At 68.8% G+C, this 14,870-nt stretch carries 12 protein-coding genes; 4 read left to right on the top strand and 8 right to left on the bottom strand.

The window, feature by feature from the left end; genetic code table 11:
* Positions 1–32: 32 nt before the first annotated feature.
* From sufB to ABNQ40_RS09365, 5 genes are all read right to left on the bottom strand, one after another.
* Entirely contained in the window at positions 33–1,517 is a 1,485-nt protein-coding gene (gene sufB, locus ABNQ40_RS09385; RefSeq protein ID WP_109050628.1) for a Fe-S cluster assembly protein SufB, read from the bottom strand.
* A gap of 45 nt (positions 1,518–1,562) precedes the next feature.
* Entirely contained in the window at positions 1,563–2,033 is a 471-nt protein-coding gene (locus ABNQ40_RS09380; RefSeq protein ID WP_098738191.1) for an SUF system Fe-S cluster assembly regulator, read from the bottom strand.
* 312 nt (positions 2,034–2,345) lie between these two features.
* A complete protein-coding gene (locus ABNQ40_RS09375; RefSeq protein ID WP_109050627.1) occupies positions 2,346–3,404 on the bottom strand; it encodes a hypothetical protein in 1,059 nt (352 codons plus the stop codon).
* Between the two features lie 11 nt (positions 3,405–3,415).
* Positions 3,416–3,841, bottom strand: coding sequence for a phage holin family protein (locus ABNQ40_RS09370; RefSeq protein ID WP_109050626.1), 426 nt, complete (start codon positions 3,839–3,841; stop codon positions 3,416–3,418).
* Positions 3,838–4,887, bottom strand: coding sequence for a hypothetical protein (locus tag ABNQ40_RS09365; protein ID WP_109050625.1), 1,050 nt, complete (start codon positions 4,885–4,887; stop codon positions 3,838–3,840). Before ABNQ40_RS09365 ends, ABNQ40_RS09370 begins: the two co-directional genes overlap by 4 nt.
* Positions 4,888–5,094: 207 nt before the next feature.
* On the opposite strand from ABNQ40_RS09365, the gene ABNQ40_RS09360 reads away from it, so the two are divergent.
* Both ABNQ40_RS09360 and ABNQ40_RS09355 read left to right on the top strand, forming a co-directional pair.
* Positions 5,095–6,351 (top strand): hypothetical protein, encoded by a 1,257-nt coding sequence (locus ABNQ40_RS09360; RefSeq protein ID WP_109050624.1) that lies wholly within the window; start codon positions 5,095–5,097, stop codon positions 6,349–6,351.
* A 159-nt stretch (positions 6,352–6,510) separates the two neighbouring features.
* Positions 6,511–8,670 (top strand): malate synthase G, encoded by a 2,160-nt coding sequence (locus ABNQ40_RS09355; protein ID WP_109050623.1) that lies wholly within the window; start codon positions 6,511–6,513, stop codon positions 8,668–8,670.
* Between the two features lie 40 nt (positions 8,671–8,710).
* Here ABNQ40_RS09355 and ABNQ40_RS09350 read toward each other — a convergent pair whose 3' ends face one another.
* Complete coding sequence (locus ABNQ40_RS09350) at positions 8,711–10,033, bottom strand: class I SAM-dependent methyltransferase (RefSeq protein ID WP_247879875.1); 1,323 nt, start codon at positions 10,031–10,033, stop codon at positions 8,711–8,713.
* 12 nt (positions 10,034–10,045) lie between these two features.
* Positions 10,046–10,522: a ribose ABC transporter permease gene (locus tag ABNQ40_RS09345; RefSeq protein ID WP_109050621.1), complete on the bottom strand. Its 477-nt coding sequence runs from the start codon at positions 10,520–10,522 to the stop codon at positions 10,046–10,048.
* Between the two features lie 387 nt (positions 10,523–10,909).
* On the opposite strand from ABNQ40_RS09345, the gene ABNQ40_RS09340 reads away from it, so the two are divergent.
* Positions 10,910–13,060 (top strand): methyl-accepting chemotaxis protein, encoded by a 2,151-nt coding sequence (locus ABNQ40_RS09340; RefSeq protein WP_146255503.1) that lies wholly within the window; start codon positions 10,910–10,912, stop codon positions 13,058–13,060.
* A 139-nt stretch (positions 13,061–13,199) separates the two neighbouring features.
* A complete protein-coding gene (locus ABNQ40_RS09335) occupies positions 13,200–14,021 on the top strand; it encodes a ParB/RepB/Spo0J family partition protein (RefSeq protein WP_109050619.1) in 822 nt (273 codons plus the stop codon).
* Positions 14,022–14,067: 46 nt separating this feature from the next.
* Here the strand turns inward: ABNQ40_RS09335 and ABNQ40_RS09330 are convergent, their stop codons facing one another.
* Entirely contained in the window at positions 14,068–14,700 is a 633-nt protein-coding gene (locus ABNQ40_RS09330) for an MBL fold metallo-hydrolase (RefSeq protein WP_109050618.1), read from the bottom strand.
* Positions 14,701–14,870 lie beyond the last annotated feature (170 nt).

Below are 14,870 nucleotides of genomic sequence, written 5' to 3'. Positions count from 1 at the left end.
TTCACGTTCTCTTCGGTGGGTGGGAAGTGCCCTTAGCCCACGCTGCCTTCCAGGCTGATGCCCACCAGCTTCTGCGCCTCCACGGCGAATTCCATCGGGAGCTCCTTCAGGACCTCCTTGCAGAAGCCGTTGACGATCAGCGACACCGCGTCCTCCTCCGAGATGCCGCGCTGGCGGCAGTAGAACAGCTGGTCCTCGCTGATCTTCGCCGTCGTCGCCTCATGCTCGATGCGGGCGGAGCGGTTGCGGCTTTCGATGTAGGGGACGGTGTGGGCGCCGCACTGGTCGCCGATCAGCAGGCTGTCGCACTGGGTGTGGTTACGCGCACCCTCCGCCCTGGGCAGGATCTTCACCAAGCCGCGGTAGGTCTGCTGCGCCTTGCCGGCCGAGATGCCCTTCGACACGATTGTCGAGCGGGTGTTCTTGCCGATGTGGATCATCTTGGTGCCGGTGTCGGCCTGCTGGAAATTGTTGGTGATGGCGACCGAATAGAACTCGCCCACCGAATTGTCGCCCTGCAGGATGCAGCTCGGATACTTCCAGGTGATCGCCGAGCCGGTCTCGACCTGCGTCCAGGAGATCTTGGAGTTCTTGCCGCGGCAGGCGCCGCGCTTGGTGACGAAGTTGTAGATGCCGCCGACACCTTCGGCATTGCCGGGATACCAGTTCTGGACGGTCGAATACTTGATCGTCGCGTCGTCCATCGCCACCAGCTCGACCACCGCGGCGTGCAGCTGGTTCTCGTCGCGCTGGGGCGCCGTGCAGCCTTCCAGATAGCTGACGTAAGCGCCCTCATCGGCGATGATCAGCGTCCGCTCGAACTGGCCGGTGTTGGCCTGGTTGATGCGGAAGTAGGTCGACAGCTCCATCGGGCAGCGCACGCCCTTGGGGATGTAGACGAAGCTGCCGTCGGTGAAGACCGCGCAGTTCAGCGTCGCATAGTAGTTGTCGGTGTAGGGCACCACCGAGCCGAGATACTTCTTCACCAGCTCCGGGTGCTTCTGCACCGCCTCGGAGATCGCGCAGAAGATGATGCCCATCTCCTCCAGCTTCGCCTTGAAGGTGGTGGCGACCGACACGCTGTCGAACACGGCGTCGACGGCGATGGCAGGGCTCTTACCCTCCGACCCTTCGACGCCGGCCAGGATCTCCTGCTCACGCAGCGGGATGCCCAGCTTCTCGTAGGTCTTCAGCAGTTCGGGATCGACCTCGTCCAGCGACTTCGGCCCGGCCTTCTTCTTCGGCGCCGCATAGTAATGCGCGTCCTGATAGTCGATGGGCGGGAAGCTGACGGCGGCCCACTGCGGCTCCTCCATCGTCTGCCAGACGCGGAACGCCTTCAGGCGCCAGTCCAGCAGCCACTGCGGCTCCTCCTTCTTGGCGGAGATGAAGCGGACGATGTCCTCGTTGAGGCCCTTCGGCGCGACGTCGGCCTCGATGTCGGTCGTGAAGCCGTACTTGTACTTCTGCTCGGTGACGGCGCGGACCTGCTCGACGGTTTCCGGTTGGGCGGCCATGGCTTTGCCTCGTCCTTCTCAAGAATGCTGTTCGGTGCGCGCCGTTCAGTGCGCAGGGCGGGCCGGCTGGGCGGCTGTGGAATTCGTTGCGGCTGCCGGTGCCGGGAAGGTGATCGGGACCATCATGTCGGCCAGCGACACCTCCTCCAGCGCGCCGCGGATGGCGCGGTTCACCTTTTCCCAACCGCCGCGCATGGGGCAAAGTTGCTCCACCCCGCACTGGCTGTCGGCGCCGTCGACGCAGGCGGTCAGCGCGATGGGACCGTCGAGCGCCGTGATGATTTCCGCGATGGAGATTGCATCGGCCGGACGGCTCAGCGCATAACCGCCGGCAGCGCCGCGTTGCGAGGTGGTGAGCCCGGCAGGCGTCATCGCCTTCATCAGCTTGGCGACGGTTGGAGCGGGAACGCCGGTGCGGTCGGCAAGATGGGCGACGGTATGGACCGCGCCGACCTGGCGCGCCATCTCGCTCAGCACGACGATGGCATAGTCGGTCAGCTTGCTCAGCCGGATCATGCCCGCACCCCGTTTCACCCCGGTTTCGAATACAGGACCAATTTAGTCCTGATTGCTCCGGGGGGCAAGGGGCGTTTGTCGATAAAAGCGCAGGGTTTCCGCGGCTTTCGCGGGTTTGCATGGCTGATGTGCCGGCAATACCCGTCAGCGCCGCTTGGTTATAGCGTCGCGATTGTCCCCACGCTACAGCGAAGCCGCAGGTCAGGGGACAGGGTGCGGCGGTTTGCCGCAGGGTGGCAAAAGAGACCCCCAATGCGGAAAACCCCGCGCCGGGGCGGCGCGGGGTCGGTCCTGTGGCGAGGGAAGCGGGGGTCAGCCCGGCTTCTTCACTTCCTCGCGGGCGGCGCTGGTGGCTTCGGAGACGACGTCGCGGACGTCTTCCTTGGCCGACTCGACCACGGTCTGGGCGGCCGCCTGGGCGGCACGGGTGCCGCGGTCCAGCGCGTCCATGGCGATGGACTTGGCCCGCTCGGTCGCCTCGTCGGCATAGTCGCCGACCCACTGCTTCTCATAGCGCGTGCCGGGCAGGGCGGCGCCGATGGCCGCACCCAGCGCCACGCCCATGGCGCCGGCGACGATGGGATGATCCTCGATCAGATCCCAGAAGCCGGTCGACATGTCGTGCGCACGGTGGCGCAGATGGTCGGTCGACGGGGTCATCGAGGACAGGCGCGACACGCCGCGGCTGACATAGCCCTGCGACTGGCGCTGGTTGTGGAGGTCGCCCCGGCCGGACACAGGGTCGGATACATGGCCGTTGTCCGAACCGCCCACCATGCCGCTGACGGTGCCCGAGGCGCTGTCGTAGGCGGAGCTGACCGCGCCAGAGGCGCTGTCATAGGCCGAGCTGGCGGCGTTGCGGACGCTTTCGCCGGCGTCGCTCAGCGTTTCGCGGGCATAGTCCACGGCGTCGCCCATGCGATGGCGGGCGTTGCGGACCGTGCTGGAGCGGGCGATGCGGCGGTCGTAGCCGGTGCTGGACAGGGCCAGCCAGCCGAGACCGATGCCGACCAGCGCCAGCGGGATCGGGTTGCCGGTGACGCTGTCCAGCACTGAACCGGAGGACTGGGACTGGCGGCGATTGTAATGGACGGTCTGGCCGCTTTCGTAACGGTCGGTCTGGTGCAGGTTGGCGCGCTGGGACGGGGTGTCCGGCGTCGACGGCGAATAGGTGTGCTTCATGGAATTCTCCATCAGGGTTTGGGGAGACCACCGCGTCAGACTGTCGCGCAGACGGGATGTCCGGTCGCGCAGCGCATCGACGGTGCCGCCGATGCGCGCGCGGCTGGCGCGGATGTCGCCCTCCAGGGCGTCGAGATCTTTCGGCCCGGCCGTCCGGCCGGCTGTAGGATTGCGATCGTCGTCCGTCATCGTCCGGCCCCTCAGCGGGCAAGCTGGGATTTCGCCCAGCGCTTGTCCTCGTCCAGCGTGTTCATGGTGCGGCGGGGGCGGAGGTTGGCGGGGCTCAGCCGGTTCTTGCCGACGTAAGCCAGGATGCCGCCCACCGCCAGAACCACCACGCCGACGATCAGCGCGGACAGCCACGGGGCCAGGACGTTGGACAGGCCGAGAACCGCGGAGGCAAGCAGGACCAGGACGCCGGCGAAGGCGACCAGTCCGCCGACGGCGATGAAGGCCGCGCCACCGGCGGCCTCGGAGGCCTTGTCGGTCAGCTCGGCCTTCGCCAACGCGATCTCGGATCGGGCGAGGTTGGCGGATTCGCGGGCGAGATCGGCGAACAGGCCGGCGAGCGGCCGGTCCTGCCGCGGATCCCGCGGCTCGTCATAGCGGTTCTCGGCGGCGCTCATGGACGCTGACCCTGCGGCTTGGAGGTGGAGGAGGTGGCCCCGGCAGGGCCGCCCTGGCTACCGCCCTGGACGCTGCCGATGCCGGTGGCGCCGGAGTTCACGGTGCTGCCGGCGGCACCCGACACGCTGGCCGGCGTGCCGATGGTGCTGGTGCCGAGAGCGGTGTCCGCCGATGGCGAGGCGCCGTGGCCGGTGACCGAGGCCGGGGCTGTGGACAGCGGCATGCCGATGCGGCCGGCGGCCGGCTTCGGCTCTCCCAGACGCTCCGACCCGCGTTCGGAGTCCATGCGGCCGGCGAGATGGCCGGTGTTCACACCCGACGACCCCGTCGTCGGGGTGTCGGCGCTGTGGGACGGGGTGCTGCGGCTGACGGACTCGCCGATGCCGCCGGCCATGCCCCGGTTGGAGGCGGAGCTGCGGCCCGTGTCGCGGCCGGTATCACGGCCGGCGTCATAGGAGGAGCCGCGGGCGGTGCGCACGGTCTGCGACGGGTGCGCAGTGCCGCGAAGCGAGGTAGAGGCGCGGTGCATGCGGCGGTCGCTGGAGCTTTTGAGGAAGCGCGCGGCGAGGAAGCCGACGGCGAAGGCGGCGCCGATGAACACCTCGGGCTGACGGCGGGCGAAACCCTCGACCTCGCCGACGATGTCGTCGACGGAGGCGTCGCGCAGCATGTCGGCGACACGCTCGACGCGGCTGGCCGCCTGCTCGGCGTAATCGGCGACCACGCCGCCATTTTCCTCGTTCAGCTGCTCGGCGGCCTTGTGCAGGGCGTTGGCGACGCCGCCCAGCTGGTCGGCGGCGCGGCCGGTCTGCTGCTCCAGCAGCGAGCGGATGCGGCCCTGGGCGTTGCCCAGCGTCTCGCGTCCGGTGGCCACTACGTCTTCGGCCGCACGGTTGACGGACTTCTTCATCTCATCGACGCTGCCGCCGATGCTGGAGCTGCCGGCAGCGAGATTTCCGGTCGGCGAGCTTCCAGCGGTTGAACTTCCGGTCGTGGAGCCGGTCGGGGTCGGTCCGCCGGTGCCGGTCATGTCGCGGTTCGGCATCTTGTCTTTCCTCCTCGGGGATTCCGGTGTTCCGTGGCTCCGCGCCTGCGGTATCGAACCGCCCGTTGCGGAAGCGGGTGTCGGGAAGTGAAACACGGCCCGAGCCTTCGGGGTTCCACGCACGCCCTGCGCGAAATGGACAGTTTCTGCGATTGTGCTAAACTTTGCCGCGAACAAGTTGGTTCGGCCGGACCGGGGGGTGGCGGCATGAGCGTCTTCAGCGTGGTGGCCGACGGTCAGGCCGGGCTTTTCCGCCTGCAGCAGGCGAAGAAGCCGTGGGAGAAGGAGCTGCAGGCCAAGGACGCCCACGGCCAGCTCGCCCAGAAGGCGGAGCGTGCGCAGGCGCTGACCCAGGCTGCCGCCAAATGGCAGAGCGACCATGCCAGCGCCCAGGCGGCGCTGGAGGAGGCGAGGCGGGTCGGCGGGCCCAAGCAGGCGGCTGCCGCGCGGCTTGAGCAGGTCGAACGCAAGATCGAGCAATTGAAGCTGGCGATGCGCTTTGCCCAGGGCGATCCGCAGAAGCTGGCGACCCTGGCGCGGGAGGCTGCGCTGCTGGCGCGCGAGGCCGGGCGCGCCGCCAAGGAATATGGGGCCGGGATCAAGGCCGCGGCGGAGCTGGGGCTGCCGGGCGATGCCGGCGCCACCACCGGCGGCGGCACGATGCTGTCGTCGGAGACGACGATCACCCGCACCACCACCAGCCTGACCCTGCAACAGACCGAGGTGACGCTGACCATCGGCATCTCGACGGGGGAGGGGGCATCGGCCGCCGCCGGTTCCGCGGAAAACGCCGCCGACCTGATGGCGGCCGATGCCGGCGCCGATGCGGATGCCCAGTCCGCGGGTGCGGCGGAGATGCGGGACGGCAAACTGCCCGCCAACATCGCCCGCATGGTGGAGGATGTGCTGTCGGGCCTGGGCAATGGCGGGATGACTGCCGCCAGCACGTCAGGCGCCGATCCGTCACAGGTCGATCCGTCCGCTGCCGGCCAGCCTGCCGATGGCCGCTCTGCTGTCGGCCACCCCGCCGCCGCGGCGGCCGGCCCCGGCGGGCGGAGCGCGATGATCCAGCAGCTGATGGCCGACAATGCCATGAAGATGTCGCGCTACCGCGAGGCCGACACTTTCGGCCAGCGGGTGGAGGGGGTGCTCGCCACCTCCAAGCGCATCATCGGCGAGGCGAAGGCCGCCAACATGTTGGACGAGTCGGAAAAACGGCGGCGCGAGCGGCGGGAAGGCTTCAAGGCCGACGACAAGATGGTCGAAGCCGCCCAGAAGGAGGTCAACGCCTTGCGCGCCGCGGCGCTCGTGTCGGCCAAGGAGCTTGGGCAGGCGCTCGGGGTCACCGGAGCGCCCGGCGGCAGCGCTGCGGAGGGGGCGGAGGCTCCGGCCCTGTCGACCGCCACCGCCTTGGCTGCCCAGCCCGCCCCCCAATCGGCTGCGGTGCTGAATCTGCTGGCGTGAGCGCGGCCGGTCCGGCGCCGGCCACCTGCTACCATTTCTCCATACGCTGCGGTGCGACATTGTGTTGACCGGCTCGCGCGGAAGACGCGATAACCGATGACAAAGACTCCCGGAGAGGAGTCTGCGAACCGAGCGCAAGAGAATGGGACACGCAACGAGATGAGCAACTGGATCCGCCGTGGCGGCCTCGAAATCGCCCGCCCGCTGTACGACTTCATCAATGACGAGGCGCTGCCGGGGACCGGTGTCGACGCCGACCGTCTCTGGACCGGCCTCGACCAGCTTCTGCACGAGCTGGCGCCGCGCAACAAGGCGCTGCTGGACAAGCGCGACAGCCTGCAGGCGCAGATCGACGGCTGGCACACCGCCCGCCGCGGCAAGCTCTTCGATCAGGCCGAATACGAGTCCTTCCTGCGCGAGATCGGCTATCTGGTGCCGGAGGGCGGCGACTTCGCCATCGGCACCGGCAACGTCGATCCGGAGATCGCTTATCTCGCCGGCCCGCAGCTGGTGGTGCCGATCACCAACGCCCGCTATGCCCTGAACGCCGCCAACGCGCGCTGGGGCAGCCTGTACGACGCGCTGTACGGCACCGACGCCATCCCCGGCACCCCGGCGGCCGGCGGCTATGACGCCGCCCGCGGCGCGCAGGTGATCGCCTGGGCCCGCAAGTTCCTCGACGACAGCGTTCCGCTGGCCGACGGCAGCCATGCCGACGCCGCCGGCTATGCGGTCGAGGGCGACGCGCTGGCGGTGACGCTGAAGGACGGGCGCAAGACCGGCCTGAAGGACAAGGCCGCCTTCGTCGGATGGCAGGGCGAGGCGTCGGCACCGTCGGCGGTGCTGCTGGTGCAGAACGGCACCCACATCGAGATCCGCATCGACCGCAGCAGCGTGATCGGCAAGGACGATGCCGCCGGCGTCGCCGACGTCGTGCTGGAAGCCGCGCTGTCGACCATCCAGGACTGCGAGGATTCCGTCGCTGCCGTGGATGCGGAGGACAAGGTCGTCGCCTACCGCAACTGGCTGGGCCTGATGAAGGGCACGCTGGAGGCCAGCTTCCCCAAGGGCGACAAGACCGTCGTCCGCAAGCTGAACCCGGACCGCGTCTATACCACGCCGACCGGCAGCGTCACCCTGCATGGCCGCAGCCTGCTGCTGGTCCGCAACGTCGGCCACCTGATGACCATCGACATGGTCAAGCTGTCCGACGGCAGTGAGGCGCCGGAAGGCATCCTCGACGGCGTCTTCACCTCGCTGATCGCGCTGCACGATCTGAAGGCTGAGGGGGGCTTGCGCAACAGCCGCGCCGGCTCGGTCTACATCGTGAAGCCGAAGATGCACGGGCCGGAAGAGGTCGCCTTCGCCGACGAGCTGTTCGGCCGCGTCGAGGATCTGCTGGGCATGGCCCGCAACACCCTCAAGGTCGGCATCATGGACGAGGAGCGCCGCACCAGCGTCAACCTCAAGGAGTGCATCCGCGCCGCCAAGGACCGGGTGGTGTTCATCAACACCGGCTTCCTGGACCGCACCGGCGACGAGATCCACACCTCGATGGAGGCCGGCCCGGTCGTCCGCAAGGCGGCGATGAAGGCCACCAAGTGGATCTCCGCCTATGAGGACAACAATGTCGATGTCGGGCTGCGCGCCGGTCTGAAGGGCCGCGCCCAGATCGGCAAGGGCATGTGGGCGATGCCCGACCTGATGGCCGACATGCTGGTCGCCAAGATCGGCCATCCGAAGGCCGGCGCCAACACCGCCTGGGTGCCGTCGCCGACCGCCGCCACCCTGCACGCCACCCACTATCACGCGGTGAATGTGGCCGAGGTGCAGGACCAGCTGGCCAAGCGTCAGGCCGCCGCCCTGTCCGACATCCTGACCATCCCGCTCGCCGACCGCCCCAACTGGTCGGAGGACGAGGTCCGGCAGGAGCTGGAGAACAACGCCCAGGGCATCCTCGGCTATGTGGTGCGCTGGATCGACCAGGGCGTCGGCTGCTCCAAGGTGCCGGACATCCATGACGTCGGGCTGATGGAAGACCGCGCCACGCTGCGCATCTCCAGCCAGCACATCGCCAACTGGCTGCACCACGGCATCTGCACCGAGGCCCAGGTGATGGAGGTCATGAAGCGCATGGCCGCCGTCGTCGACAAGCAGAATGCCGGCGACCCGCTGTACAAGCCGATGGCCGGCAACTTCGACGGCAGCATCGCCTTCCAGGCCGCCTGCGATCTGGTGTTCAAGGGCCGCGTCCAGCCGAACGGCTACACCGAGCCGGTCCTGCATGCGCGCCGCCGTCAGGTGAAGGCGGCCGGCTGAGGGTGTTTCGGCGGCGGGGGCGCCCTGCCCCCGCCGCACCTTAACCTGTGTGTCCGATTTCCAGAATGCGCACCGCCACCTGCTTGGTGTAGGGGCTGGCGGCGAAATACTCGTAGCGCACCGCGTTCTCCGCGACGAATTCCTGGAACGCCCGGTACTCGTCGTCGCGCCAGCTGCGGTTGCCGATATACTCGTCGAAGACGACGATCGTTCCCGGACGCACCCGGTCGGCCAGCGCGGTCAGCACGGTGCGGGCCGAGGCGTAGATGTCGCTGTCGACATTGACGAAGCGCACCGGCCCCGGATGGGCCGACAGGAACGGCGGCAGGCTGTCCTCGAACCACCCCACATGCAGGCGGGCATTGTCGCGCACCGGCGGCAGCTGGCTGCCGGTGGTCAGCACGCCGCGGGGAGAGTTGACCCAGCCCTCCGGCAGGCCCTCGAACGAATCGAAGCCGTGGACCTCCTGGCCTGCGGCGTCTGCAATGTGGTCGAGCGAGGTGCCGCGCCGGACCCCGAACTCCAGCACCAGTCCGGGCGTGGCGGCGCATGCGACCGCGTGACCCAGCAGCCGGCCGCTGTTGCCGAACAGCCGGAAGTCGGCGGAGAGCTTCGGCAGCAGCGCCTTGACCCCGTCGGGCAGCGGGCGGCGCTTCGGGTTGTCGCCGACCTCCGCCGCCTCCACCGCGTCGGCCTCGGCATCCTGGCCGAGCAGCCGCAGGGTGGCGGCGAGATAGCCCCAGTATTTGCCGGCGGCACCGCCGCAACGCGTGGCACGGCGCAGGCGGCGCAGGGCCTCGTCGGGGCCGTGATCGTGCAGCGCCTGGGCATGGCTGCCGAACCAGGCCGCGGCATGCTCGGGATCGTCGGCCAGCAGCGCATCGAAATGGGCCAGCGCCGCTCCGTCGCGCCCGAGATAGGCTGCGGCGGTGGCGGCCTCGAAGCGGATGTCGGGGGAGAGGTCGCCGGCGGCCAGCGCCTCGCGCGTCAGGGCAATCGCGTCGCTGTAGCGGGCGTCGCGGCGCAAGGCTCCGGCCAGCGCCGCGGTCAGGTCGGGGCGTCCGGGGGCGACGCGCAGCGCGCGCTCCAGCCAGCCGACGGCGGGGAAGGGGGCGTTGTCGGCCTGATGGGCCTTGGCGAGCATGGCCAGCCGGTCGGCATCTCCGGGGCCGTCGGCCAGCACCCGGCGCAGGCAGGCGACGGCGGCGGCCGGACCGCGATGGCCGAGATGGGCCAGCCCCAGCAGATGGAGCCGCTCGATCCCGGAGGACGAGGGTGCGCCGCGGAGCAGACGCAGGGCGGGGCGGTAACGGCGCGCGTCGATCAGGGCGCGCGCCTCGTCCAGTACGGTATCAGCGGTCAAAATGACTCGTCGTCAGGGCAGCCTGCGGAAGGTCCAGACCGACGCCGGGGGCAGGTTCCGGGCGATCCAGGCATGGCGCCGCGGCTTCAGCCGCAGCCGCCGGATCAGTTCCGGATTGACCGGGGCGAAGGGACCGTAGGTGAATTGCACGAAAACGCCGTCGGGCGCCAGCACGGAAAAGGCGCCGCGCACGATCCGTGCCTGCACCGACAGCGGCATGGCGATCAGCGGCAGGCCGGAAACCACCGCGTCGCAGGTCTCCCAGCCATGGGCCTGGACGATGCGGTGAACCCGCGTCGCGTCGCCGCGCACCACCGTGGCACTGGGGTGCAGCATCGACAGATGGTCGGCGAAGGCGGGATCGAGTTCCACCATCAGCAGATTGTCGGGCGTGACGCCATGGCTCAGCAGTGCCGAGGTGACGGGACCGGTGCCCGGCCCCAGCTCCACCACACGCCGCGTGGGGCTGCACTGGGCGGCCTTCGCCATCGCCCGGCACAGTTCAGGTCCACTTGGAGTTACCGACGCGACCTTCAGTGGTGAGCGAATCCAGCGCTCGACAAAAAGCTTGCGCTCAGCAAGTGACATCGACCGACCTCCCAACAGACGCCCGATCAAATCCTCGGCTCTGCATAACCCCTTTCTACTAAGTTACGTTTCATTGCGCCAGCCGAATGGATTTTGAACGATCGTTTAACAAAACGATTAAACTTGTGTGTCTGTTTGTTAACAGTTCGCCAATAGGATTGTATGTGTACGGCGCTGTGGCGTTCTGCCCCTTCGGTTGGAAACCATTTCGTGGGAGGGAGCGGCCGCTTGTAGCGCCAGTTAAGCCGGGCCAACCGGCACCTTGGACTGCACGGGAGGAGCACAACCTTGAATAGATTGCTTCTGCGCCACAAGATTCCCGGCGCTGTGGTCGGATCGGCGGTGCTGGCGGCGCTGCTGCTCGGCAGCTTCGCCTATTCCGCGGCCACCGACCGTCTGCGCACCGCGGCACAGGACAAGCTGGTGGCGCTGGCGGACGCCCGCGCCGCCAGCGTCCAGTCCTATCTGGAAGGGTTGGAGGGCGACATCGTCCTCACCGCCAACACGCGGTCGATGCGGGACGCGGCGGTGGCGCTGGGCAACGGCTGGCGGATCGAGGGCGACCGCGGCGACCCCGGCACCCTCCTGCGCAAGCGCTATGTCGACGACAACCCCAACCCGCCGGCCGAGCGCTACAAGATGGAGAAGCCGGAAGGCAGCACCATGTACGACATGGCGCATCTGCGGCTCCATTCCTGGATGACCGACCTGATGCTGCGCCGCGGGCTGGCCGACGTCCTGCTGCTGTCGCAGGACGGAACGGTGGTCTACAGCGCCGCGAAGGGCGGCGATTTCGGCAAGCCGGCCGCGGAGGGGCCGCTTGCCGCGCTGGCCGACTCGGTGAAGCGCGATCCCAAGCCGGACGAGGCGCGGGCGGCCGATTTCAGCACCTATGCGCCGGCCGGCGGCGCCCCGTCGGCCTTCCTTGCCACCCCGGTGGCCCTGCGCCAGCCGGACGGCAGCGTGCAGATGCTCGCGACCCTGGTTTTCCGCATCGAGCCGAACGGGCTCGACCGCATCATGCGCGCGACCGGCGGCATGGGGGACAGCGGCGACACCTTCCTGGTCGGCGAGGACGGCAAGCTCCGCAGCACGCCGCGATTCGCGACGGGGCCGGCGGTGCTGAAGCCCTATGAGGGCGGCGCCATGGGCGTCATCAAAAGCGATCCCGACCACACCGGCGTGGTCGAGGCGACCAACATCTCCGGCGACGTCCCCGCCCTGACCGCCTATCGGCCGATGACGCACAACGGCATCCAGTGGCTGGTGCTGGCGGAGGCCGGCGTCGACGAGATTCTGGCGCCGGTCAGGTCGATGCGCGACAACATGATCGGCGCCGGGGCCGCTCTGCTGCTGGTCATCTGCCTGGGCGGCATTCTGTTCGCCCGCGGCATCACCCGCCCGCTGTCGTCGATGTGCGACGCCATGCAGCGTCTGGCCCAGGGCGAGCGTGCGCTGGCCGTGCCGGCGCAGGAGCGCCATGACGAGATCGGCCGGATGGCCGGGGCCATGCAGATCTTCAAGGAGGCGCTGATCAAGGCCGACGACCTTCATGCCGAGCAGGAGCGGGTCCGCGCGCTGCGCGAGGAACGCACCCGCCAGCTGGAACGGGTGACCGACGGCTTCGATGCGCGGGTCGGCGGCATCGTCCGCGCGGTGGCCAGCGCCGCCGGCGGGCTGGAGGTGACGGCCAGATCGATGAGCGACGGCGCCGACCGCACGCTGCACGAGGCGACCAGCGTCGCCGCTGCGGCCGACCAGACGGCGAGCAATGTCGGGACGGTGGCGTCGGCGGCCAACCAGCTGCGCGCCTCCATCGGCGACATCGGCCGTCACATCGAGGAGTCGGGCCGGATCACCCAGGCCGCCATCGGCGCCGCCGCGCAGGCCGGCGAAACCATGCGCGCCGTGGTGGAGACCGCCGGCCGCATCGGTACGGTCGTTCAGCTGATCCACGACATCGCGGCGCAGACCAACCTGCTGGCGCTGAACGCCACCATCGAAGCGGCACGGGCGGGAGAGGCGGGCAAGGGCTTCGCCGTCGTTGCCAACGAGGTCAAGCATCTGGCCGCGCAGACCGCCAAGGCCACCGACGAGATCGGCAGCCAGATCGGCACCATGCAGTCGGTGACGGACGGCGCCGCGGCTTCCATCGGCCAGATCGCCACGGTGATCGAGGACATGGGCCGCATCTCCAGCATCGTCGCCGGCGCCATCGAGGAACAGGGCACGGCGACGATGGACATTGCCGCCAACGCCGAACAGGCGGCCAAGGCGACGCAATCGGTCACCGCGATCATCGACGGGGTGGCGCGGTCCGCCGACACGACCAAGACGGTTGCCGGCGAGGTGCTGGTCTCGTCGCAGGATCTTACCCGGCAGGCCGGGCATCTCAGGGCGGAGATCGAGCGCTTCCTGGCCGACATCAAGTCCGCGTGAGGGACCGGCCCTGCCGGCGGCAGCGAAGCCGGCGGGGCCTGTTCTCCTTTTCTTCTCACTGTGCCGTTGACAGAGCCGCAACGGCCGGGGCACCGTTGCGGGGCCGGAAGGACCGGGAACCAGGGGACCAGACCAGGACATGCCGACGCTCGCACCCGATCACTCGGATCTGTTCGACGATACGGGAAAGCCGCCCCGGCTGCTGGAACTCGACGTCGCCAGGATCATGCGCAACCCGAGCATGCCGCGCCGCCATTTCGACCCGCAGGAGATGCAGGGGCTGGCCGACTCGATTGCGCATTACGGGCTGAAGCAGCCGGTGCTGGTGCAGGAGGTGGTGGGCGGCCACCGTCTGGTCGCCGGCGAACGGCGGCTGCGGGCGCACGAGATGCTGGGGCTGGCGACCATCTACGCGCTGGTCACCTCCGGCAATCCGGACGAGCTGACGCTGGTGGAGAATGTGCAGCGCGTCGACCTCGACGCGCTGGAACTGGCGGAGGCGCTGGCGCGGCTGATCGACCGCTTCGGCTACACCCAGGAACAGCTGGGCCGCATCATCGGCAAGAGCCAGAGCAACGTCAGCCATACCCTGCGGCTGAACAGCCTGCCGGAGACGATCAAGCAGGAATATGCCGCCGCCCATCATGACGTGTCCCGCTCCACCCTGATCGAGATCGCCTGGATCAAGGATCTGGACGAGCAGATCGCGCTGTGGGAGCAGGTGAAGGCCGGCGATGGGACGGTGCAGGCGGCGCGCAGCCGCAAGGACGCCGCCAAGGAGCCGTCGCTGCGCACCATGTCGGCGGTCGGCCGCTTCCTCGACGCGCTGCGCCGCGCGACCGCCCGGCTGGGCGATCCGCGCGAGCACCGCGCCTATGTCGACGACATGCAGCGCCGCGAACTGATCAGCCTGCGCCGGCGCATCGACCTGCTGCTGGGCGACGATCCGGCGGTGGATTGAGGGATGGCTTGAGGGCGGACCGCCCTCACTCGTTCAGGAACGGCCCTCAATCATTCAAAAATGGATTGTACAGCCGCTCCTCGCCGAAGCTCGACATCGGGCCGTGGCCGGGGATGAAGGCGATGTCGTCGCCGTAGGGGAACAGCTTGTCGCGGATCGAGGCGATCAGGTCAGCGTAGTTGCCCTTGGGGAAATCGGTGCGGCCGATGGAGCCCTGGAACAGCACGTCGCCGACGATGGCGAGCTTCGACGGCACATGGACGAACACGACGTGGCCGGGGGTGTGGCCGGGGCAGTGGCGCACCTCCAGCGTCTGGTTGCCGACGGTCACCGTGTCGCCCTCCTCCAGCCAGCGGCCGGGGGTGAAGGAGCGCACGGGCGGAAAGCCGAACATCTGGCTCTGCATCGGCATGCCGTCGATCCAGAACTGGTCGTCGCGCTGCGGACCCTCGATGGGCAACGACAGCTTGTCGGCCAGATCGGCGACGGCGCCGGCATGGTCGATGTGGCCATGGGTGACGAGGATCTTCTCCAGCGTCACGCCCTTCGCCTTCACCGCGGCCAGGATGCGGTCCAGGTCGCCGCCGGGATCGATTGCGGCCCCCTTCATCGTCTCGGGGCACCAGAGCACCGTGCAGTTCTGCTGGAACGGGGTGACCGGAACGATGGCGTACTGCATGGCCTGACCTTCGGTTCTGCGGGAAAATAGCGGAATGATCCTATGGGCAGGGTGACCTTAACGCGCCCGCGACGGCTGCCGCAAACCATTCACGCGTCAATTCGATTCCGATTTTCCGCGATCCGATCTAAGGTCCGCTGGTTCCGGCCGCAAATTGCGCCTTTGGGTGG

The sequence above is a fragment of the Azospirillum sp. A23 genome, assembly GCF_042938965.1.
Taxonomy (GTDB): Bacteria; Pseudomonadota; Alphaproteobacteria; order Azospirillales; family Azospirillaceae; genus Azospirillum; species Azospirillum melinis.
Note: the sequence above shows the minus strand (reverse complement) of the source record. Positions and strands in the feature narration are given on the sequence as shown.